Below are 22,666 nucleotides of genomic sequence, written 5' to 3' on the forward strand. Positions count from 1 at the left end.
ACCTACGTGGGGTGACATACGTGGGTCGACTCACAGCCTTGATGCCGATGCGGGCCGGGGGCACCCGGCATGGCACTCTTAGACCTGCGTAAGAGGCAATGAAAGATACGGACACGGGTTCGAGGAGCGGTCACAGTGCAGCGCTGGCGTGGCTTGGAGGACATCCCCGAGGACTGGGGACGCAGCGTCGTCACCATCGGTTCTTACGACGGGGTCCACCGCGGGCACCAGCTGATCATCCGGCACGCCGTGGAGCGCGCCCGTGAACTCGGTGTTCCCTCCGTCATCGTCACCTTCGACCCGCACCCCAGCGAGGTCGTCCGCCCCGGCAGCCACCCGCCGCTGCTCGCCCCGCACCACCGCCGCGCCGAACTCATGGCCGAACTGGGCGTGGACGCGCTGCTGATCCTCCCCTTCACGGCCGAGTTCTCGAAGCTGTCCCCGGCGGACTTCGTGGTCAAGGTCCTGGTCGACAAGCTGCACGCCAAGGCGGTCGTCGAGGGCCCGAACTTCCGCTTCGGCCACAAGGCGGCGGGCAACGTCGAGGTCCTCGCCGAACAGGGCAAGGTCTACGACTTCGAGGTCGAGGTCGTCGACCTGGTGCTGTGCGGTGAGGCGGGCGGCGGCCGGCCGTTCTCCTCGACCCTGACCCGGGGACTGGTCGCCGAGGGCGACGTCGAGGGCGCGGCGGAGATCCTCGGCCGCCCGCACCGGGTGGAGGGAATCGTGGTGCGCGGGGCGCAGCGGGGGCGTGAACTCGGCTTCCCGACCGCCAACGTCGAGACGCTGCCGCACACCGCGATCCCGGCGGACGGCGTCTACGCGGGCTGGCTGCACGTCAACGGCGAGGCGATGCCGGCCGCGATCTCCGTCGGCACGAACCCGCAGTTCGACGGCACCGAGCGCACGGTGGAGGCGTACGCCATCGACCGCGTCGGCCTCGACCTCTACGGCCTGCACGTCGCCGTCGACTTCCTCGCCTTCGTGCGCGGCCAGGCGAAGTTCGACTCGCTGGACGGGCTGCTGGTGCAGATGGCGGAGGACGTGAAGCGCTGCCGGGAGTTGGTGGCGGCGGCGCAGTGACGCGATAGCGCGGCAGCGCAGTAACGCGGTAGCGCAGTAACGCGGTAGCGCAGTAACGCGGTAGCGCAGTAACGACGGAAGGGCGGCCGGTGTCCTGGGACGCCGGCCGCCCTTCGTTTTGCCCTTAGGGGTTACTGCTGGGGAGGCTGGGGCTGGGGTTGGGGCTGGGGCGCCTGAGGGTGCTGCGGGTAGCCGTAACCGGCCGGGGGATACCCGGGGTGCGGCTGCTGTGGCTGTTGCGGCTGCTGGGGGTAGGGCTGACCGGGGTGTTGAGGGTACGGCTGGGCCGGGGGCTGCTGTCCCTGCGGGGGGTACGGCTGGCCGGGCTGGGGTGCCTGGGGCTGCTGAGGGTACGGCTGTCCCGGCATCGGTTGCCCGGGCACGTGCTGGCCAGGAACCGGCTGTCCGGGCATGGGCTGTCCGGGCATCTGCTGGCCCGGCATGGGCGGGGCGGCGACCGGCGGCGGGTTGCCGTCGCTGGTCCACAGCCCCTGGCGCTGCTGGTGGCGGATGAAGTCCTCCGCGACCATCGCCGTGAGGTTGAAGTACGCCTCCCGTACCTTCGGCCGCATCATGTCGAGGTCGACCTCGGCGCCGGCGGCCAGGTGCTCGTCGAACGGTACGACGACGACACCACGGCAGCGGGTCTCGAAGTGCGACACGATGTCGTCGACCTTGATCATCTTGCCGGTCTCGCGCACCCCGGAGATGACGGTGATGGACCGTGAGACGAGCTCGGCGTACCCGTGCGCGGACAGCCAGTCCAGCGTCGTACTGGCGCTGCTCGCACCGTCCACGGACGGCGTGGAGATGATGATGAGCTGGTCGGCGAGGTCGAGCACACCGCGCATGGCGCTGTAGAGAAGACCGGTGCCGGAGTCGGTGAGGATGATCGGGTACTGGTTGCCCAGCACGTCGATGGCCCGCCGGTAGTCCTCGTCGTTGAAGGCCGTGGAGACGGCCGGGTCGACGTCGTTGGCGATGATCTCCAGCCCCGACGGCGCCTGGGACGTGAACCGCCGGATGTCCATGTACGAGTTGAGGTACGGGATCGCCTGGACGAGGTCACGGATCGTCGCCCCGGTCTCCCGGCGCACCCGGCGGCCGAGCGTGCCGGCGTCCGGGTTGGCGTCGATCGCGAGGATCTTGTCCTGGCGCTCGGTGGCGAGGGTGGAACCGAGCGCGGTGGTCGTCGTGGTCTTGCCGACACCGCCCTTGAGACTGATGACCGCGATCCGGTAGCAGGACAGCACGGGGGTGCGGATGAGCTCCAACTTCCGCTGCCGCTCGGCCTCTTCCTTCTTCCCACCCAGCTTGAAACGGGACGACGCGGCGGACGGCCGCCCGCTCTTCGCCTTCTGCTTCTTGTTGTTCAGCAGCCGGTCGGAGGACAGCTCCACGGCGGCCGTGTAACCCAACGGCGCCATACCGGGGTTGACCGGCTGCCGCTGATCATGCTGAATCGGCTGCGGCCAAGCGGCCCCGGCGCGGGGGTCGACGGGTTGCTGGGGGATCTGCGGGACGTGGGATGCGTCGGGGGTGGGGGCGGTGCCGGGGGCCGGGGCAGGGGTGGCGACGGGTTCCTGCGGGGCATGTGGTGCTGGCTGCTGCGCCTGCGGGAACTGCCCGGGGAAACCCTGAGGGGCACCTTGAGGGAACCCCTGAGCAGCGGCGCCCGGCGCCTGGCCGTCCGGCTGCTGTGGGATACCGGGGTGCGGGAAGCCGGGGTGCGGTTGGGGGTTGTGGGGGGCCTGCGGGGCGTGCGGGGCCTGCTGGCCCTGGGGAGGCTGGGCTTGGGTCTGGGGGTGGGGCTGCGGTGCCGGGGGTTGGGGGAAGCCGTAGCCGCTGGGGGCGGGCGGTGGAGCGGGGACCGGGCCGTCACCGGGGTACGGGAAGCCGTAGCCGCCGGGGGTGTTGGGTGCGGGGGCCGGGGGCTGGGGGAAGCCGTAGCCGCTGGGGGCGGGTGGTGGGGTGGGGGCCGGGGCGTCACCGGGGTACGGGAAGCCGTAGCCGCCGGGGGTGTTGGGTGCGGGGGCCGGGGGCTGGGGGAACCCGTAGCCGCCGGGTGCGTGGGTGTCGGTGGGGGGTTGGGGGGCTGGGGGTGCCGGTTGCGGGGCGGCGGGGGGAGTCGCCGGGGCGGCGTGCTGTTGGGGGAAGCCGTAGCCGCTGGGGGCGGGTGGTGGGGTGGGGGCCGGGGCGTCACCGGGGTGCGGGAAGCCGTAGCTCGGCTGCGGGGCAGGCTGCTGCTGCGCCGCGGGCGCGGGAACCGGGGGCTGCGGGAAGCCGTAGCCGGGCTGCGGCGCGGGCAGGTTCCAGCCGTCCTGCGCGGGCGGGGGTGCCTGCGGTTGGACGGGCGGCTGCGGAGCAGGCGCGGGCGGCCCCGCATCGGCCGGCTGCGGCTGCGGCTGTGCCGGCCACTGGGCCGCCGGTGAGGGCACCGCGGGCTGGTACGACGGCGGCAGCGGAGGCATCTCGCTCTGCGGGGCAGGCGGGGGAGTCCAGGCGGGCGGTGCGGTGGGGACGGCGTCCTGGGGCACGTGGGGCACGCTGTCCTGCGGCTCGACGGCGTCCGCGGGGATGGCGTCCGAAGGTTCGCCGACGGCGGTGTCTTCAGGTGCGGATGCGGATGCGGGCGCTGGTGCTGGTGCTGGTACTACGTCCGTCACGGCATCGGAGTCTGGAACCGCAATCTCCTCGTCCACGGCAGTCTCGGAGACGGCCTCCCCGACCTCCGCCTCGGGAGCGGTGTCGCCTTCGAAGGACGTAGCGTCGGCACCGGTGTTGACGTCGGCGTCCGTGGCCGCCGCGACGGCTTCGCTTCCGTCCGATACATCCGAACCGGCAGTCGTCTCCACGCCCTCCGTGGGCAGAGAGGCCTCGGGCGTGGGCGCCACGGCGTCGGCGGCAGCCGCCTCGGCACCCTCGGGCTCGGGCTGCACCGCGGCGGCATGCTCCGCGATCTCCCGCTTGAGGGCGGCCGCGGAGAAGCGCATGGTGGCGTCGCTCTCCAGGTCCCCGTTACCGGAACCGCTGTCCTCGGCTTCCTGGGAAGGGGCTGCGGCCGCCCACGGCGCCTCGGACTGCTGCTGCTGTTGTTGTGGTGGCTGAGGGTGCGGCTCGAACCCGCTCCCCGCCGGAAGGCCGGGCACCGCGACGGGAGGCCCGACCGGAGCAGCCGGCACGCCCGGACTGACCGGCACGTCCGGAGCAGGCGGCGCGACCGGCACGAACGGCCCCTCAGGCGCTGGCGCAGACTCAGGCGGCGCGGCCGGAACGACTGGCGCTTCCGGCGCGGGCGGGTCGACCGGTACCTCTGGAGCAACCGGCGCGGCCGGCGCGGCCGGAACAACTGGCACACCTGGTGCGGGCGGCGCGACCGGAACCCCCGGAGTGACTGGCATCCCCGGCGCAGGCGGAGCAACCGGCGCACCCGGCGCAGGCGGAGCGACAGGCACTCCCAGAGCGGGCGGCGCAGGCGGCGCGACAGGCGCAAACGGCAACCCCGGCCCAGGCGGAGCGACCGGCACAGCCGGAGTAACCGGCGCACCAGGGCGGCCCACCCCGGCTCCACCGACCCCCGTGTCACGGAGTCCCGTGTCCCCGAGGCCCGCTCCACCGACCCCCGCGCCGCCGACCCCCGGTCCCTGCGCCGCCCCGCCGCCCGTGTTCTGCGTGTACCAAGCCGGCGGCGCGTAGTCGATGGTGAACTCGCCCGTCGCCTCGACGGCCGTCTCCGCGTCGGGCTGGTCATCGCCGGGTGTGGCCCAGCCCCCGCGGATCCCGTCCCGATCGCTGCTCACAATTCCTCCTGGTGTGGTCGAGCACCCTCATGCCGTGCCGTGGCGACCATTTGCTTGTCCTGCTTTTCCTGCGTGTCTTGTTTGTCACCCGAAGGGGTTTCGAGGCCGTCTGACGTCGTCCGATACGGCCCTCCCCGCGGAGACGCCGACGCCCACCCACTGGATTCCGGCATCGCGCCCCGTACCAGCCTAATCATCGGACGGCCCACCTCGGCAGGCCCGCCCACCCCTCAGCGCCAGTCCACCACGTCAGGCACTCCGAAGGCACTCCGAGAAAGAGCGGCGCACGCACTCCGGGCCACACGATAAAGCGGCCATAGTTGCTCAAGTGCCGCACAGGCGAAGGGAGAAGCCGGCTCAGCCGGCTTCAGCCGCTTCAGTCCATCCGTCTCGGTGTGCCCAGCAACCCGATCTCCGCGTCCGTGGGCTGTGTCATCACATACTGCCGGTCCCGGTCGGCGCACCACAGGGTGAGGCCGTCGGCGAGGGTGGGCAGGGTCTCCACGTCGTGCCGGGGCAGAGTCAGCGCCCGGCCCAGTTCCGCGGCCTCGTCCGGAGAGATCCGCTGCACGCCGACGAGCCGCGCCTGCCCGATCAGCCGTGGGGCGACGGGACTGAGGTACGGCAGCAGCGTCAGCACGGACTGCCAGGGCCCGGAGGTGACCCGCCCGCGCGGCGGGCGCATCCCGCAGTCCCGCACCACCAGCACGGGCGTGCCCGCCGAGGCGCCCTGCGGGGGCACCCGGCCCACCTCGTACACCGCCAGCCCGTTCTGCCCGCCGCCCATCGCGTGCACCATCTGGACCCAGGCCTGCGGCCGCCCCGTCTCCACGGCCACCCGCGCTCCGGTCGCCGCCGCCCTCAGCGCGAGCACCTGCGCCGTCCACAGCCCGCCGATGAGGACGACGTCGTACGGCGTGGGCCGGTTGATCCCCAGCACGGCGGGCCGCCCCTCCCCACCGACCCCGATGACGACACCGTCGTCCCCGATGGGCAGCGCGAGCGCCGCCAGTTGGTCCACGGACACCGAGTGCCGTCCGTGACGCGGCCCGATCAGGCCGAAGCCGCTGCGCGGCGAGCGGCGTCCTGGCCGGCCGGACCGGGCGGGTCGGCCCGACCGGTCGGCGGACGGTTCCGGTTCGCCGGAAGCGGTGGTTCCGTGTGGCGTCGTCGCCGTCACCGGGCACCTCCGAGGGGCAGCGTCGCGAGCATGCCGGGCACCTGCTCCCGGTCGAGCCGGGTGAGCCCGGCGCCGGTGTGCCGGGCCGCGCCCTGCACCGCGCGCCGGGCAGCCACCAGTTCGTCGTCGCTGCGTCCGGTCACCCGGACGTGCCCGGTCAGGGACACCTCCTGCCGGTCACCGCGCGCGAGCGTGACACTGAACGTCGTGGCGAGCGCGGGCACGGCCGTGACCAGGGCGACGAACTGTGGCAGCGACGGAGCGTCGCCCCCGCCCAACGCGGGCCACCGGCGCAGCCAGTACGTGGTGTGGCGGCGGTTGTCGCAACGCCAGCTCCGGCTGGTCTCCTCGGTACGCCGCTCCACCGTCCCGGTCCGCCCGGCCTCCGCCGTCACCAGCGGGTTGGCGCAGGCCGACGTGGCGATAGCGGCCGTCAACTCCTCCTCGTCGAGGACGGTCGCCCGGAACCCGGCGCCTGTCAGCCGGCTCGCGAGGTGATCCGCCGCCCGCACGACACACTTCTGCGCCCCCGTCAGACCGCCCCCGCGGACGGCCACGGCCTCCGGACACAACTCCGGATCCAGCTTCAACGCGATCCAGGTGATGCGTACCGCCGGCGCTCCGGTCTGCTCCTGCAGGGGCGCGTAGTTGGCCACGGCCACGGACTGCCGGGGCAGATGCAGCGCGGGCGCGGGCTGTGTGTGCAGCACGATCTGCGCGGACTCCAGACGGATGCCGTCCACCTCCAGGGCGCCCTGCACCAGGGCGAGCGGCAGCGGCTGCCGGCCACGCTCGGCGCGCAACGCGGTCGAATCCGCCTCCACCTGAAGGACGACGCTGACGAACGTGCCGTCCCCGACGAGCCCGACGGGCCGCCGGTCCCGGCCGCCGTAGGAGTACGTCCGCAGCCCGGGATCGCACTCCAGGGCCGGGCCGAACCCCGGTTCCGTGCCGGGCGGTATCTCCAGCCGGGCGGCCACGCGCCGACGGGCCTTCAACTCCCGTGCCGTGGCGAGCCACTCCGGCAGCGAGCGGCCACGACGACAAGCGAAGGCGAGGACCACCAGCACGGCGGCGACCACCCCCGCCGCCGCCAGCACCACGGGCCCGCTCACCCAGCCGACGAGCAGGACGGCCGCCCCGATCTCCAGCACGACGAGGCGTTGCAACCGGAACGCCCCGCCCTGCCCGGCGCGTGCCCTGAGGGGGAGCGTGCCCGGCGCCGACGACCGGTCGGACCGCCGGGACCGCTCGGGCGGCTGTGGACCCGCTGCCGAGGAGCCCCGGTTCCGCGACCGGCCGACGGAGCGCACGCCTGTTCCCGAAGCCCTCACTCCATCTCCCCGTTCCGCTCACGACTCGACCGTGTTCCAGCACCGCGCACGGCACTCGACGGCCCAGGAACCCTACCCGCTCCCCAAGCCCCCACGGTTACCGGGCATAGTAGGTGGCCGCTCTGACATCGGCGACGGGGAACCGGGTCCACCGGCGCCGCTGAGCACGCGGACCGGCCGGAAAACGGGGAGAGACAGGCACAGATGGCATCTCGGCGCGACCAGCTCAACGCCTACACCTTCGCGAAGCGCCGGATGCTCGCGGCCTTTCTGCAGCCGTCGCCCGACGGCTCGGAGGAGGGGGCGCCGCGCCCGCTGCGCGCGATCCTGCCCGGCATCGTCGTCGGGGTGATCGTCATGGCCGTCTTCGGGGCATGGGGCATGTTCAAGCCGACCGCGCCGAAGGGCTGGGATCTGCCCAACGCCAAGGTGATCGTCGCGAGCAAGTCGACCACGCGCTACGTCGTCCTGCGGACCGGCGAAGAGGTCCAACTGCACCCGGTCCTCAACATGGCCTCCGCCAAACTGCTCCTCGACGAGGGACAGGGCGACGTGGTGACCGTCTCGGAGTCCGTCCTCGACAGCGGCAAGATCCCGCACGGCGTGACCGTCGGCATTCCGTACGCCCCCGACCGGCTGCCGTCGGCGTCCGAGGCCGGTACCGGGAAGCGCTGGGTGGTCTGCGAGCGGCCGAGCGCGGGGGGCGGGGACTCCGTCCAGAAGGCCGCGCTGGTCCTGGCCGCCCGGGAGAAGAAGGCGACCGAGGGCGCGGAGCGGCTGCACGGTGGCCAACTGCTCTACGTGGCGGACCCGGACGGCAAGCGCTACGTCGTCGACGCGAACGGTACGGCGTACCCCGTCGGCAAGAGCGACGAGTTGCTGCTGCGCGCGGTGGTCGGTTCCGGCCGGGAGCCCCAGCGGGTGTCCGCGGAATGGCTGGCGACCCTGCACCGGGGCGACCCGATCGCCTTCCCGGACGTTCCCGGGCAGCCGGGCGCATCGGCCGACGTGCCCGGCTCGCTCGACGAGTCGGCCGACAGGGTCGGCACGGTGCTCAAGGCGTTCGACAACAACAAGGAGCAGTACTACGTGGTGTTGAGCGGCCGGGTCGCCCCCGTGTCCGCGTTCGTCGCCCAACTTCTGCTGTTCAGCAAGGAACTGGCCCCGCTCGGCCAGGCCGGTCACGCCCGGGAGACGAGCCCCGGCGCGATCGTCCCGGGCCAGGCCTTCGGCACCGAGCGCCGCTGGCCGACCGGGGATCCTTTGCCGGTCAACGAGGCGTCGTCGGCCGCCGGGAGCCGCAGCACGATCTGCACCGTCCTGCGCGGCGTGAACGCCGGGTCGGGCGCCACGACCCTGAGCACCTGGGCGGGCACGGAGTTCCCGGCCCAGTTCCCCACCGGCTCCTCCAGTGCCTACGTCACACCGGGCTCCGGCCAGCTCTACCGCCAGTTCCAGGGCGAGGAGACCAAGGCCGGCCCGGTCTTCCTGGTCACCGACACGGGCCTGCGCTACGTGCTGCAGTCCAACGGCGACAGCGCGACGGACGACGCGGGCATCGGCACCACCGCGAAGAAGCGCGAGCAACTCCAGCAGGAGGCGAAGCAGGCCCAGACCCTGCTGGGCTACAAGGACGTCGACCCGGCGCCGATCCCGGCCGCCTGGTCGGAGTTCCTGCCCACCGGCCCGCGCCTGTCGACGGCGGCGGCACGCCAGCCGCAGGGCTCGTGAGGAGGCGGACGAGGGTGCTGCGTACGACCATGGCGACGCGTACGACGGTGCTGCGTACGACGCTGGTGGCGGCCGCGACCCTCCTAGCCACGGCGACGGTCCTCGCGCCCCCCGCGGCGGCGGCACCGGCCGCGCCGGCCGCGGGCGAACTGCCGTACTCGGACCAGTGCACGTTCCCCAACGGCGAGTACCCGGGCCGCCCCTGGGCGCTGCAGCGCGTCCTTCTGGACGAACTGTGGAGCCGGTCCCAGGGCAAGGGTGCCCGAGTGGCCGTCATCGACACGGGCGTGGACGTCAAGAACCCGCAGCTCACTCACGCTGTGGACGTGAAGGCGGGACGCAACCTCCTGCCTAGGAACCTCAAGGACGACGACGGTGACCCGATCGAGCGGGGCGACGAGAACGGCACGACGGACACCGTCGGCCACGGCACCAAGGTCGCAGGCATCATCGCGGCCCGACCCCTCGACGGCACCGGCTTCGTGGGCCTCGCCCCCGAGGCGACGATCATCCCCGTCCAGCAGAACGACGCCGAGGGCCACGGCACCACCGAGACCCTGGCCGCCGCGATCCAGTACGCCATCGATGCCAAGGCCGACGTCGTCAATATCTCCCAGGACACGTCGAACGCGGTCAAGCCCACCTCCGACCTGGAGCGGGTGATCGACACGGCACTGGACGCCGGGATCGTGGTCGTGGCCTCGGCCGGAAACGACGGCCTCGGCGGCAACGTCAAGGAGACGTATCCCGCCTCCTACGACGGTGTCCTGGCGGTGGCCGCCTCCGACCGCAACAACGAACGCGCCTCCTTCTCCCAGTCCGGTGACTTCGTGGGCGTGGCGGCCCCCGGCGTCGACATGATCTCCACGGTTCCCCAGGGCGGCCACTGCTCCGACAACGGGACGAGCTTCGCGGCGCCGTACGTGGCGGGTGTGGCCGCGCTGCTCAAGGCGAGGCACCCGGACTGGACCGCACGCGAGATCGTCGCCCAGATCGAACAGACCGCGGAACGCACGATCGCTGGCCACGACCGACTGGTCGGCTGGGGCGTCGTCGACCCGGTCCGGGCCCTGACCGAGGACGACCGTCCCATCGAGTCCCCGAGCCCCGAGGACGGCCTGGGCAAGGCAGAGGCCCCGTCCGCCGCGAGGTTCCAGATCGGCGAGACCCCTGACGAACGCAACACGCGCCTCGCCACCTACGTGGTTGTGGCAGCGGCGGTCCTGGCCGCGGGCCTGGGCGGCACAGCGGTCGCGATCCGGGACGCGCGGCGTCGGGCGCGGAGGGTCGCGGGGGCGGAGTAGAAGACAGCGGCCATCGCACCGTGCATCGGGGCGGGTTGAAGCGTGCGGTGGCCACCGATTTATAGAATCGTCGCAACGGCAAGCGACTTGTGATGCCGATGCGACGGGGGACGGAGGTACACCATGGGCGTGCCCGGAGCAGGCTCAGGGCCGGGAGGCGGCCCCGATCTACGGGCGTCCGCGACGGACCTCACCAAACTCGCCGGCGACCTCGACGACATGCAGGTTCACCTGGACAAGCAGGTGCAGCGCATGGACGCGATCGTCGACGGCGTCGAGGCGGGCTGGCGCGGCCCTGCGGCGTCGGCCTACCGCGACTTCCACCGGGCGGCGGCCGAGGACGCCGTACGCATCCGTGAAGTGATGAAACTGCTGGAGGAGGCGGTACGGCTGAGCCGCGACGGCTTCTCCCGGGACGACCTCGAGGTGCTCGCCCGGATGCGGCGGATCCAGGTGGACGTCGACAGCGAGGTCGACCGACTGTCGACGCCGAACACCGAGGCGCCGGCGTCGGCGCCGCGTAGCAGCCTCGACTCGTTCTGACGCAGGTCAAGTAGCTCTCTCACGACCGTAGTCGCCGACCCAAAGGGGGATCATGTCGAACGGCGCCGCACCCGACGACCACATAACCGTCTCCTTCGCCACGCTCCACGAGCTGGCCGTCGACCTGGAGGACATCCTCAAGAAGCTCAACGAGAAGCTGGACGGCCTCTACGAACGCGTCGTCCCGGTCGTCGAGGCCTGGGAGGGCGAGACGCGCGAGGTGTTCGTCGACAAGCTCGACGAGTGGGACCGCTCGGCGCAGGACCTTCAGGCCGCCCAGAAGTGGCTGCACGCGTACGTGACCACCGGCCACACCAACTACGCGGCGGCGCACCTGGCAGTGCTGCGGGGCTGGGGAGCGCACTGATGGGAACGCCGACCCCTTCCTCCAGCGGCACCATCGATGTGAAGCCGTCCCACCTGCACTATGTGGCAGGCGGCTTCGCCGGGCAACAGACACCCTTCGACAAAGCCGCCAAGGACCTGCTCACCGAGCTCAACAAATACCCGGACGCCGGAGGCTTCGGAACTGCCGCCGAGGACCTGGCGAAGGCGTACGTCGAGGTCGGCACGCTTTACCTCACGGCGTGGGCCAGATCCGTGGAGAGCATCGGCGGCGCCGGTGTCGGCTTCGCCACAACCGCCAACAACTACGCGAAGGCCGAGGCGGCGAACGACGCGTCCGGCAAGACCAAACCCCAGACGCAGCCGCCGCCCCAGGTCATCGATAAGGCCCCGGACTACGGTTCCGTGCCCGATCTCAAATGGGGTGACGACGACGGCGGCGACGATTTCATCCGCTCACTTCTGGAATGCATTCCCGATGTCGTCTGGCACATCATCCGGCCCCTCCTGGAGCACGCGTTCCGCTGGGGCAAGGTGGCGGAGGTCTACCCCTATCCGCAGCAGCACTACCTGAACTCCCTCTCCCAGGCCTGGGCGGACATGACCATCTCGCTCTCCATGGCGGAGGGCACACTGACCGGCCTGGTGAGCGGTATCACGCAGCAGAGCAACAGCGAGTGGTACGACGCCATGCGCCAGTTCTGCAGCTCCCTGTGGGGAACCAGCGCATGGGGGAAGAATCCTCCGAACCGTCCCTACAAGTGGAAGCACGACAGCGCTTCCAGCCCTACCGCCACGCATCCGGTCATGTCGGTCCTCTTCGACAGCGCGAAGAAGATCAGTGATCTGCTGCGCGAGTTCGCCGAGGCAGCGGTCGAACTGAACGGCAAGGTCTGGGACATCTACTTCGAAGCGGTGAAGCAGGCCGTCGGTAACATCGACCTCAGTGACGGCCTCGACATGGACGACGTCAAGGAGGGAGCCAAGACGGTCGGCCGGGTCATGAAGGGACTCTTCTCAGCGGGCGCGGAACTCGGTGCCGAGATCACGCTCAACATCGACACCGCGGCGCTGAACGCGGTGGTGGAGCACTACAACAGGCGGGTCAACGCCCTGACGCCCCAATTCCGCGCCCTCAAGGCGGACCTGGATGAAGCAGAGCTCAGTGCGCCCCGGTATGCCGCCGAGGAGGCCCGGGCCGAGGCATTCGGTGCACGTGCGCTCAACGAATTCAGGAAAGAGCACCAGTGGACGAATCCGGAGGACGCCAAGAACGGCGTCTACAAGATCGACCTGGCGGGCAGTGAATGGCTCGACGGCGGACACACTCTCGACAAGCATGTCGGGAAAACCCCTGAGCAGTTGGCCCAGCGTCTGCGTGACCAATCGGACGGTCCGACGCTGTCGTGGCCGCACAACAAGCCCAAGATCGCTGGCGCCTCCAGCTTCAAGGACATCGAGAGCGCCCAGCGGTTCACGCAGTACAACATCGACACGCATTCGCCTCAGATCAAGGCGTGGTTGGAGGGTCCGCCTCCGCCCTCGGACGGAGACGTCCTGAAGTTCGTCGGCGCGGGGCCCAACGGAGAGGTCACGGGCACGAGCGTGACGAAGCAGCCCTACGACCAGCACGACCCCATGACCGGGTACAAGGACGGCGGAATGAATGCGAAGCCGACCGACGTGAAGAACATCGATACACGTGTGAAGTACGATTCCAACCTCAAACCTCCCTTCGTCGTCATCACTTCCATGCCTGCGCGCTGATCGATTCCATCCGGGATGAGAATGGAAACTGTTACCCAAACTGCCTGGGAGGCGGCCGCCCTGCGCCTCCTGGAGGACGTGTACACCCTCGCGGCGACCGGCCCGAGGAGTCACTCCGGCTGGCAGAACGACGTACTGGCCGTGATGAACCGAGAGGTCGGCGACCCGCGCGGCTGGAGCACGCTCGACTGGGACGAGGACAATGACGAGGCGAGGGCGGCGGGCGGTCCGTCCTACCCGTTTCTCCCTTTGTCTCGCGAGGCATTGACCGAGCGGCTGCACCCCATCACGGCCGAGACGGCCGTTCGGCTCCTGGTGACGATGACGTACGACTGGGGACCGGTCGAATCCGAGGAGAACGCGACAGACGTGCTCGCCGATGCCCGGACTCTCCTCGACCGGTACGGCGACGAGATCTTCTGCTACAGCAACATCACCGACGCCCGTATCTCCCCGTCGCCCGATCTTTCGGCCGGCGTCAACGGGTGGACGCCCCTCACGCAGTACGACGGCGACTTCGGATTCGTCGTCGTCTCGCCCGAAGAGGTTGGCGTCTTCTGGTCGTTCAACCCCGTCTGACGGAGCCCAGCACTGTGCGTACCCGAAGTTCCACGTACCCCGACCGCGAAACCGCCCAATGGGCCACCCAGCAGGTCGTCACCGCCAACGAACAGCTCATCCATCGCTGGCTGGCCGAGTCCACACGCGGCCGTCTGACCATTGAGGCGTTCTGGCCGTCGCGCCCCGAGGCGGTGGGCAGGGTGCTGCTGCAGGCGATGATGCTGGCCGGCCGGGAGCCCGTTGACGTGCGCGCGGCCCGGGTGATCCTCAAGCGGGAGGCAAGCCGCCCACACGGCTTCGCCGTTCACGCCACCTTCCCCGTTTACCTGTAGAAACCCTGTAGAGGCTGCCCACCGTGCCCCTGAGCCCCCTCGAACACGACCGCCGCTACGGCGAGTTGGACCAGGTGATCCGTGCCTACGCCGGCCAGTCGGCGGACGACACCCCCGACGAGCCGAGCCATGCCCTGACGGCCTACCTGCGCCAGACCTGGCACACCCGCCCCTGGGCCCTCGCCGTAGCCGAGCGGCAACTGCGGGAGTACGCCGACAGCCCGCCGGGCCGCCTCCGCCTCCGACTGGGCGAGTTCTACGCGATCCCGGACGTCGGCCTGCCCGAGGGTGAGATCCAGCAGTGGCTGTACTGCCTGGCCGGCCACCTCAAGCACAGCATCGAACACGGCGAGGTTCCGCCTCCGGCCGCCCCCGCCACCCACTGGGAATGGCACGCCCGCTTCCCGGAGCTGGGCCAGTTCCTCGGCGGCTGGTTCTCCCAGGACATGCCGGACGAGTTCGACGACCACGACGCGGCCGTCGACGACTACCGCACCACCACCGACCCGCACCTCGTGGCGCGCCTCGTCGGCGAACTGCACGAACTGCTCGCCCTCGACCTGGACGAGTCCGACTACGCCTTGGCCGTCGCCGAGTTGGGCATGGAGGTCGACCCGCCGGCCCCGTACTCACCCAGCGGCTGGCTCTCGCTCGCCGCAGGCCGACTGAGCGCTCCGCGCGCCGAGTACGGGCCCGGCGCGCAGGCGGACGCGCCCTGACCACCTGACCGGAAGCCGGGTCATCCTGCGGTCAAGTGCTGATCTGGCCACGGCCAAACACGTGTATGGGTTCCGCATGCCCCAGCCCCGTCAACCTGAAATAGCAGGACTTGCCCGAAAATTCCCTGGCTACGGTGGTGCCGCCACATCATCCGCAGGTCACACGGGGAACAGGAGACGGCGGTGGGCACACCAATACGTTCACGCCTCCTCGACTACATCGAGGCAGAGCCGCCCGCAAGGGCGGTCCCGGCGTTTCCGTCGACGCCGGAGCCGGGTAGATCACGCCTTCTCGAATACGCCGAAGCCGCGGGGACCGAAGCGACCCCGTCAGCGCCCTCGTCCGCGCGCCCGGGCCCCAAGCCCGGCGTCCCCGCCTACCACACACCCGTGTTCGTACCGGCCCATCCCCGGTACGCCGACGTCACGGACGCGGACGGCCGCCCGACCCGCGTGCCCTTCATCGCGTACGAACTCTTCGAGCACCCGACGGCTGGAACCGGGACCGGAACCCGGACCGAAACCGGGGCCGGGACAGTGGCCTTCGCCTTCACCACGTGCGACCGGCTCGTGGCCGCGCTCGGCGAGGCCCAGCCCTGGGTCGCCACCTCGATCGGCCCCCTGGCCGAGGCCGTCGGCGAGTACGACGGCACGGTCCTCCTCGACCCTCGGGTGGCCCCTGGCCGGCACAACTGGGAGCCGGACGACCTGGCCGCCTACGCGCGGGAGACGCGCTGATGCCGCCCGACTTCAAGGCCGTCCTCGGTGACCTCACCGCGATGTCCAAGACCTTCCACGACGAGGCCGTCAACTACCGCAAGCTGCACGCCGACGTCGCCCCGCCCCTCGTCGGCGGCGGCGACGCCGGCCTCGACCACGCCCTCAAGGAGGTCGCCGACCTCATCGTCGCCCTGCACATCGGCTTCGCCGACCGGCTGGACGACCACGGCGACAAGGTGACGTACGCCCGCGACTCCTTCCAACGGCGCGACATCGACGTACACGGACTCTTCGACGACCTGATGGCGGGTGACGGCTGATGGCCGACAGTTGGGTCGGCGGCGACATCGGCGGACTGCGCACGATGGCCGAGACGTACAAGAACGCCAAGGACAAGCTCGACGACGTCATCACCCCGGTCAGCCGCGCCGTCGAGGCGCTGGTCGGCGACGCGGCCTGGAAGGGCGAGGCGGCCGAGACCTTCCGCGCGACCTGGAGCGAGGACGCGCTGACGGCGGGCGCCTTCGCCAACCTCGTGCACGACGCGGGGGACATCCTCTCCGACCTCGCCGACGCGCTCACCACCTGCGAGACGGCCCTGCAGAACGCCGAACACGTGGCGACCCGCAAGGGCGTGCCGATGGGCGCGTCGGGCGTGCCCCAGACGATCGTCACCGCGAACCCGCCGAGCGCGGAGGACCAGAAGACGATTTCCGCGATGGGTGAGTACGACAAGGCGCGCCAGGAGGTGCTGCACACGGCGCAGCACGCCAGGCTGGTGGCGGCGGACAAACTGCGGGGGCTCTACGCGCAGGTGACGGCGCCTGCATCCACCGGCGACAAGGTCACCATTGCCGACTACCTGCGCGGGCTGTACGCCTACGACGCCGAGGACGCCCGGGCCGGCGGAGCGAACGCCCGCACCAAGATCGACGACGCGAAGGCCGAGGAGCGGGCCGCCAAGAAGGAACTCCGCGCGGAGCGCAAGGCGTTCCAGAAAGCGGGCCGCGCACTGCCCGACGACCTTCCGGCCAAGGGCGCGTACGCCGACGCGGTCATGAAGGTGGACTCGCTCGAAGAGGCCATGGCCCGCGCCGACCACGGAAGCACCGCACTGCCGTACGACCGGGCTCTCAACGTCAAGCTGACCGACGCGGCGGACGCGCTCCGCGCAGGCAAGAGCCTGGAGAAGATGCCGGACTTCCTCAAGGAGGTCCCGGTCCTGGACGTCGCGGCGGCCGGCGCCTGCGGGATACTCGAAGCCTCCGACGACCACGACAAGGGCTGGTCGTGGCAGAAGTCGGTTGCCGTCGACGGTGGCGCGAACGTCGCCGGTCTGGTGGCCGGTACGGCCATCACGGCGGGCGTCGTAGCCGCCCTGCCCTTTGAGGTGCCCGCCGCCGCCGTGGCCGTGGGCGGCGGACTGGTGGTGATCGGTGCCACCGGCATCATCGACCACTCCCTCCACGAGCACTGGAGTGAGGACATCCACGACCACGGCGTGGTCGGCGGTGTGCTGCACGGCACCGGCGACGTCCTGTCGGACACAGGGCACGACTTCGTACGACTGGGGAAGGACGTTTGGCATGGCGTCACGAGCATCTTCTGAGATCCCCGCTTCGATGGCGCATGTCCGGATCCCGGCCCTTCAAGGACTCGGCACCACCTGGTACCAGCGCGGTGCGCGCTACTGGCTGCGCCGGGTCTGGACAGCCGTACTTCTGCTCACCGTCCTTGCCTTCTTGTGCTTCGCCTCGATCAGCCTCTACCAGGGATTTCGAACTGTGTTGCCGCCGACCGTGCGCACGGCGTGGGACTGGGCTCAGGTTGTCGCTGCCTGCATTGCCGTGGTCTGGGGGTGGTTGGTGCAGCGTCGGCGCCACCACAAGGACCTCCTGGATCCGCCCGACCCCGACGAGTTCCGCGCGCGCAAGCGCGACGAGACCCGCCGCTCCACGGGGCTGGCCGTCGTCGGCCGCGCTCTCGTGCTGATCGCCGCTCCGGTCATGCCTGCGCTCGCCGCGTTCGCCCTGGGGTGGAGCGTGGCGATGCTCACCGTCCGCGAGTACCCCAGTGAGGTCGGGGCTCGGCGCTGGCTGGAGGGGCACGGGTCCCGACCATGACGACGCAGGCACGCTCCGACGCGATCCCGTCCCTGCCAGGACTGGGCACCACCTGGTACGAGCGGGGTGCACGCTACTGGTCACGCCGGGTCTGGACGGCCGTCCTGTTTCTCCTCGTCCTGGCCTTCTTCTGTTACATCGCGCTCATGCTCTACCTGGGTGTGCCCCGCAGCGATCTGCCACCGACGGTGCGCACCGTGTGGGACTGGACGCAGGCGGTCGCGTCCGCTGTGGCTGTCGTGCGGGGGTGGGTGAGGCAGCGTCGGGATCACCACAAGAAGCTCCTCGCCCCTCCCACTCCCCAGCAGATGTGGGAGGCCAAGCGCGGCGAGGGCGGACGTGCCCCGGGACTGGCCCGTGCCGCTGTCCTCCCCTTGCTGATCGCAGCGCCTGTCCTGCCGGCGATCGTCGCGTGGGGCGTCGGCTGGTTGGTGGCCACGCTCACCGTCCACGAGTATCCGAGCGAGGCCGGGGCCCGGCTCTGGCTGGAGGCTCAGCGAACCGCGTGAGCGCAACGGCGGGCCGTGAAGAATCGGTGAAGCTTCGACCGGCGGTAGCACAGGTGCTGCATATGGCAGTTGGGGCTGTCGGAGGAAGTCATTACAGTGGTCATGTTGCGGTCATGAACACTTGAGGGGCGTGGGCTGCTCAGGACAGCAGCGGACAACGGGGAGGGAAAGCTTCGTGCTTCCTGCAGACATGGGCGGTGGCGGCGCCGACGTACGGCGTGGATTGATGGCGCTCTCGACGTTCAAGAAGCGGGTGGACGACCTGCTGACCGCTTTCGAGGACTCGGCGGGCGGCTCGTCCAAGGTGGCGCACAACCGGCTGTCGGAGTCCGCGTTCGGGATGGGGAACTTCCCGGAAGCGAAGGCGCTCCACCTGGAGTACGAGCGCGTCCACGAGCGCATCACGACGCTCTCCAAGTCGCTCGGCCTCCAGTTGGAGGCGATGCAGATCGCCGTGCACGGCGTGGACGTCACCTTCGACAACCTCGAAGAGGACCTTCGTTACCGGTTCCACGAGATCCGGACCGAGGTCAACCGGGACCGGGACGAGACGCTGAACAAGCAGATCCAGCGGACCAACGACGCCGACCACACCGACGCGGGGTACTGATGAGCGGCGACAAGAAGAAGCCGGACCACTACCAGGCGGAACGCCAGGACGCCGCCCAGCAGAACACCGGCGTGGACAATGCCGTGAACAAGGCCGCGGTGATCAGCCCGCCGGCATCCGGCAGTCCTGGAGGCTTCGGCAAGACTAGCTTCGAGGGCTACGACCTCAACGCCATGATCGACATCGTCGAGTCGGCGAGCCCGGAGACCCTGGAGAGCGCGGCCACGGCTCTCGTCGACGCCCGGGACGCCATCAACGACGCCGCCAACGAACTCAGCCGCAACCTGGGCAACGTCGACTGGGAGGGCGAGGCCCACACCGCCTTCTACACCTGGGGCATGAACCTGACGACCACCGCCCTCGCACTCGCCGGTTACGCCGACGAGGTAGGCACACAGGTCCTGGCGGCAAGCTCCGGCCTCGCCTCCGTACGCAAGTCGATGCCTCCACGCGACGCTCGCTCCGACCCCAAGACGGTCGACGACATTCCGACGCCTCAGCGGGTCGACGGCAACAAGGACTACACGGCGGCCGTCAAGGCCGAGCAGGACCGCCAGGAGGCGATCAACCAGATGTACCGGCTGGCGTCGTTCTACACGGTGTCGAGCGGGATGATGCAGCTGGCGGAGGAGCCGGTGTTTCCGGAGATGCCGAGTGTGGGGGTGCCTCAGCCGCCGCCGTCCTATGGAGATCCGTACGATCCGAAGACGGGTCACGGTTCGCTTTCCCCCATTTCTGATTCCGGAACCACCCGCCACCACTTTGTGAACACAGGGGCAGAGCGACCACGCGCGGAGGATTCGCAGTCACCGCACAAGAGCGGGGACGAGACCGTCAGGCTTCCCGAACAGCACGTGGGCACGGAGATTGACAGCGTCGGCACATTGCCGCCGCAGGACACAGCGAAGCCGACGATTGCCACCCCGCCCTCGACGGCAGGTCCCAACGCGACTCCAGCGGGGACGGTCCCTCACTTCGCACCCACTGGCGTACCTCCCACTTCCCGAGGGTCGGCCGGGCGGACCTCATCGTTCGGCGGCGCGCCGGGAAGCAGGGTTCCCACTTCAGGGCAGGGGCGCGTAGGCGGTATGCCGGGCGGCAACGCGGCAGGGCGTACGGGCACCGGTCCCATGGGGCCGACGGGACGTACCGCCGCAGCAGGGAAAACAGGCGGTCGCACCACTGGTCCCATGGGGCGAGGTGTGGTTGGTGGAGTACCGAAGGTGAGTGGGCAGGCGGCAGGACGTACTGGCAGTGTCCAACGAGGTCCCGTCACCGGCATGGGGGCCATGAACCCCGGACGTCCGGGCGCTGGGCGCACCGCAGCCGGACGTGCGGGCGATGGCGTCGTCGGCGGGAGGCCTGTCGCCGGGGGCGCCCCCGGGACCAACGGTTCCAGGCTGCCGCGGGGCACGGTCGTCGGCGGTGAGGGCACACCTACGTCGCGTGTCGCGGGCGAGAGGCCCGGCCAGCGTGGGGTGATCGGGGCACCCGGATCGACGGGTGCGGGACAGCCGGCTCGCCGCCCCACCGGTAGCCCAGACGGCGTGATCGGAATGCCGAAGGGGCGAGTGTCGGGAAGCACGAACAACGGAAACACACCCGGCGGCCCGGGCGCGGCGCGTGGTTCTGAGCGCAATCGGGGTTCAGGCGAGACACGTTCGCGCCGTGATGAGCGGCGCGACGACGCGTCGGCGACCGACTGACCGGACAAGAGCGAGGACAGACAGAGGCATGGTGGCAGGGATCAACCAACGCGGCAGGCGGAGCGCGTCTTTCGCGGGACGAAATCGGAAGCGTATTTCCGCCGTCTGTTCAACACTCGGTGCCCTTGCCGTCCTGTCGGCAGGTCTGGCTCCGAGTGCGGCGGCTGATGTTCAGTCCCGGCAGTGGTACCTGTCAGCGATGAAGGCTGACGAGATGTGGAAGGTGAGCACCGGCAAGGGCGTCAAGGTGGCCGTTGTCGATACAGGAGTCAACCCCGACACCTCTTCGCTGAAGGGGCAGGTGCTCGTCGATGAGGTGCCGAAAGCTGTGGGCTACAAGGCGACTGAGGACTACCTGGGCCACGGGACGAGTATGGCGGAAATCATCGCCGGCACTGGGACCGGTGGTGGTCTCAAGGGACTCGCTCCCGGAGCGAAGATCGTTCCTTATCGGATCGCCCTCAAGGGGCTGAAGAGCGAGGCCGAAGAGAAAAAGGCTCCTCTTGCAGCGGCAGTTATCAGAGCTGTCGCTGACAGCGACGCCAAAATCATTAACCTGTCCTTTGGTATTGACGTCAACGAACCTGTAATGGAGGCGGCGATCAAGTACGCCCAATCCAAGGGGAAGTTGATGATCGCCGGTACAGGCAATGATGCAGAACAGAAGAACTTCATCGGATACCCAGCCGCCTACCCCTATGTAGTCGGTGTTGCTGCCGCGGACAAGTCCGGAAAAGTCGGCAAGTTCTCGGAGCACGGCAACTATGTTGACCTGGCAGCCCCCGGTCTTGACATGCCGACCTGGTGTGACGCCACCTTCCGTTCGTACTGCGACGGCGTGGGAACGAGTATGGCGACTGCCATCGCCTCCGCCTCTGCCGCCCTGATCTGGTCCGCCCACCCCAACTGGACGGCAAACCAGGTCCTCGCCAGCCTGATCGACACCGCCGGACGCGACTGGGCGAAGGACGACCCGAGCACCTACCTCGGATACGGACTGATCCGCCCCCGTATGGTGCTGGAGAAAAGCGACTTCAACCCGGGACCGGCCAACACCGACCCGCTGGCCAAGGAAAACGCGACAGGCGTCACAGATGAGGCGGGCAACTCACCCTCCGCTTCCGCATCAGCCTCGTCGCAGCCCTCGAAGGGCACTTCAGACGGCCAGACTTCGGCGGCAGGATCAACCTCCGCCACCTCCGACAACGCAGTGATGTGGGTGGTGCTCGGAGGCGCAGCGGCTGTCCTGGTGCTCGGGGGCGGCGCCTTCGCGGTGATTCGCTCACGGCGAGGCGTTTGACGCCCCCCACGCACACAACGACCGGTCACACGCAACGGTTCTGGCGCAATGACACACGCAGAAACGAACCACAGCTCACGAAAGGGAGTGTCGAAATGGTCGACCGCAAGCTCAACGACGGTGATGTACAGAAGCTCCAGAAGGAAGTCATCGATCGATACGACAACATCAGGGGCTCCCTCGCGAAACTGCAAGGCACGATCGACATGATCGAGAGGGCATGGACGGGCCAGGGTGCCAACGCGTTCAACGCCAAGCAGACTGAAATCAACGGTCACATGGTCGGGATCGGCAAGATGCTCGACGACTTCCTCGAGGGCATCCACATGACAAAGACCGACAAGCAGAACCTCGAAGACCAGATCACGGCGGACATGACCAAGATCTCGGTCGAGGATCTCGGTGGAAAGACTTCGGCGCTCAACAGCTACTGACGAGCCGCTGTTCGCGCTGAACCACACCGTTGTCCGGACTGTGAAGTCCGGCTGAAGTCTTCAGAGAAACGAGGGAAAGATGTCCGGAGCCCATTACGAGGAACTCGCCGTCACCTACGGCACCATGGACGCGCTCGCCACCGAGCTCGGCAACCAGGCCACGAAGCTCGAGGAAGACCTCGAGGCGCTGAGGCAGGCCGTGCTCAACGTGTCCGCGGGCTGGGGCGGCGAGGCGTTCCAGCAGTTCCAGAGCAAGAGCGAAGAGTGGAACAAGCACGCCAGGGGCATCCACGCGGCACTGCTCCAGATCTCGCACCAGGTCCACGGCGCCGGCGGTGACTACCGGGGCGGCGACCTGAAGGGCGCCAGCTACTTCATGTAGCAGCACACACTTCGCAACACCAGGGTGGGCACGCACGGGAGGTGCCCACCCTGTGTCTTGTCGCGTCGTACGGAACGTTCACGCTCGACTGGGCGCAAGGGGCGGCGGAGGCGATGGCAGAGCCGCAGGAAGCCAGGTACACACTCCGCCGTACCGGTCCCGCTCGCATCCCCGAGAGGCCCG

22 protein-coding genes are annotated in these 22,666 nt (G+C 69.7%); 19 read left to right on the top strand and 3 right to left on the bottom strand.

Annotation, left to right across the window (positions count from 1 at the left end):
- Positions 1-135: 135 nt before the first annotated feature.
- On the top strand, positions 136-1,083 hold the full coding sequence (locus tag OG352_RS31330; RefSeq protein WP_329221560.1) for a bifunctional riboflavin kinase/FAD synthetase: 948 nt from the start codon (positions 136-138) through the stop codon (positions 1,081-1,083).
- A gap of 131 nt (positions 1,084-1,214) precedes the next feature.
- Here the strand turns inward: OG352_RS31330 and OG352_RS31335 are convergent, their stop codons facing one another.
- The 3 genes from OG352_RS31335 to eccE form a co-directional block, all read right to left on the bottom strand.
- Positions 1,215-4,883, bottom strand: a complete 3,669-nt coding sequence (locus OG352_RS31335) for an SCO5717 family growth-regulating ATPase (protein ID WP_329221561.1) — start codon at positions 4,881-4,883, stop codon at positions 1,215-1,217.
- Positions 4,884-5,259: 376 nt separating this feature from the next.
- The gene (locus tag OG352_RS31340) at positions 5,260-6,063 is read right to left on the bottom strand and encodes a hypothetical protein (RefSeq protein WP_329221562.1); all 804 of its coding nucleotides are present in this window, start codon (positions 6,061-6,063) and stop codon (positions 5,260-5,262) included.
- Positions 6,060-7,376: a type VII secretion protein EccE gene (eccE, locus tag OG352_RS31345; protein ID WP_329221564.1), complete on the bottom strand. Its 1,317-nt coding sequence runs from the start codon at positions 7,374-7,376 to the stop codon at positions 6,060-6,062. Before eccE ends, OG352_RS31340 begins: the two co-directional genes overlap by 4 nt.
- A gap of 225 nt (positions 7,377-7,601) precedes the next feature.
- On the opposite strand from eccE, the gene eccB reads away from it, so the two are divergent.
- The 18 genes from eccB (at position 7,602) to OG352_RS31435 (ending at position 22,483) form a co-directional block, all read left to right on the top strand.
- Positions 7,602-9,128 carry a type VII secretion protein EccB gene (gene eccB / locus OG352_RS31350; RefSeq protein ID WP_329221566.1) on the top strand — a complete coding sequence of 509 codons (1,527 nt, stop codon included), beginning with the start codon at positions 7,602-7,604 and terminating at the stop codon, positions 9,126-9,128.
- Positions 9,129-9,157: 29 nt separating this feature from the next.
- Positions 9,158-10,432: a type VII secretion-associated serine protease mycosin gene (gene mycP / locus OG352_RS31355; protein ID WP_329224032.1), complete on the top strand. Its 1,275-nt coding sequence runs from the start codon at positions 9,158-9,160 to the stop codon at positions 10,430-10,432.
- A 123-nt stretch (positions 10,433-10,555) separates the two neighbouring features.
- Positions 10,556-10,975, top strand: a complete 420-nt coding sequence (locus OG352_RS31360; RefSeq protein WP_329221568.1) for a WXG100 family type VII secretion target — start codon at positions 10,556-10,558, stop codon at positions 10,973-10,975.
- Between the two features lie 52 nt (positions 10,976-11,027).
- Entirely contained in the window at positions 11,028-11,342 is a 315-nt protein-coding gene (locus OG352_RS31365) for a WXG100 family type VII secretion target (protein WP_329221570.1), read from the top strand.
- Positions 11,342-13,087 carry an RNase A-like domain-containing protein gene (locus tag OG352_RS31370; RefSeq protein ID WP_329221572.1) on the top strand — a complete coding sequence of 582 codons (1,746 nt, stop codon included), beginning with the start codon at positions 11,342-11,344 and terminating at the stop codon, positions 13,085-13,087. Before OG352_RS31365 ends, OG352_RS31370 begins: the two co-directional genes overlap by 1 nt.
- Before the next feature lie 21 nt (positions 13,088-13,108).
- Entirely contained in the window at positions 13,109-13,666 is a 558-nt protein-coding gene (locus OG352_RS31375) for a hypothetical protein (RefSeq protein ID WP_329221573.1), read from the top strand.
- Positions 13,667-13,680: 14 nt separating this feature from the next.
- Complete coding sequence (locus OG352_RS31380; RefSeq protein WP_329221574.1) at positions 13,681-13,980, top strand: RNase A-like domain-containing protein; 300 nt, start codon at positions 13,681-13,683, stop codon at positions 13,978-13,980.
- A 23-nt stretch (positions 13,981-14,003) separates the two neighbouring features.
- On the top strand, positions 14,004-14,699 hold the full coding sequence (locus tag OG352_RS31385) for a contact-dependent growth inhibition system immunity protein (RefSeq protein WP_329221575.1): 696 nt from the start codon (positions 14,004-14,006) through the stop codon (positions 14,697-14,699).
- Between the two features lie 390 nt (positions 14,700-15,089).
- On the top strand, positions 15,090-15,437 hold the full coding sequence (locus tag OG352_RS31390) for an SAV_915 family protein (protein ID WP_329221577.1): 348 nt from the start codon (positions 15,090-15,092) through the stop codon (positions 15,435-15,437).
- Complete coding sequence (locus OG352_RS31395) at positions 15,437-15,739, top strand: DUF6317 family protein (RefSeq protein WP_329221579.1); 303 nt, start codon at positions 15,437-15,439, stop codon at positions 15,737-15,739. The genes OG352_RS31390 and OG352_RS31395 overlap by 1 nt, the downstream gene beginning before the upstream one ends.
- A complete protein-coding gene (locus OG352_RS31400) occupies positions 15,739-17,028 on the top strand; it encodes a WXG100 family type VII secretion target (protein WP_329221581.1) in 1,290 nt (429 codons plus the stop codon). Before OG352_RS31395 ends, OG352_RS31400 begins: the two co-directional genes overlap by 1 nt.
- Positions 17,029-17,041: 13 nt before the next feature.
- The gene (locus OG352_RS31405; RefSeq protein WP_329221583.1) at positions 17,042-17,542 is read left to right on the top strand and encodes a hypothetical protein; all 501 of its coding nucleotides are present in this window, start codon (positions 17,042-17,044) and stop codon (positions 17,540-17,542) included.
- Positions 17,539-18,051, top strand: coding sequence for a hypothetical protein (locus OG352_RS31410; protein ID WP_329221584.1), 513 nt, complete (start codon positions 17,539-17,541; stop codon positions 18,049-18,051). Before OG352_RS31405 ends, OG352_RS31410 begins: the two co-directional genes overlap by 4 nt.
- A gap of 175 nt (positions 18,052-18,226) precedes the next feature.
- Positions 18,227-18,661: a hypothetical protein gene (locus tag OG352_RS31415; protein ID WP_329221586.1), complete on the top strand. Its 435-nt coding sequence runs from the start codon at positions 18,227-18,229 to the stop codon at positions 18,659-18,661.
- Positions 18,661-20,367 carry a hypothetical protein gene (locus OG352_RS31420; RefSeq protein ID WP_329221587.1) on the top strand — a complete coding sequence of 569 codons (1,707 nt, stop codon included), beginning with the start codon at positions 18,661-18,663 and terminating at the stop codon, positions 20,365-20,367. Before OG352_RS31415 ends, OG352_RS31420 begins: the two co-directional genes overlap by 1 nt.
- A gap of 199 nt (positions 20,368-20,566) precedes the next feature.
- Positions 20,567-21,667: a S8 family serine peptidase gene (locus OG352_RS31425; protein ID WP_329221588.1), complete on the top strand. Its 1,101-nt coding sequence runs from the start codon at positions 20,567-20,569 to the stop codon at positions 21,665-21,667.
- Between the two features lie 95 nt (positions 21,668-21,762).
- Complete coding sequence (locus OG352_RS31430; RefSeq protein ID WP_329221589.1) at positions 21,763-22,101, top strand: WXG100 family type VII secretion target; 339 nt, start codon at positions 21,763-21,765, stop codon at positions 22,099-22,101.
- 79 nt (positions 22,102-22,180) lie between these two features.
- Positions 22,181-22,483, top strand: coding sequence for a WXG100 family type VII secretion target (locus OG352_RS31435; protein ID WP_329221590.1), 303 nt, complete (start codon positions 22,181-22,183; stop codon positions 22,481-22,483).
- The last annotated feature ends 183 nt before the right edge of the window (positions 22,484-22,666 follow it).

Source organism: Streptomyces sp. NBC_01485 (assembly GCF_036227125.1).
GTDB lineage: Bacteria > Actinomycetota > Actinomycetes > Streptomycetales > Streptomycetaceae > Streptomyces.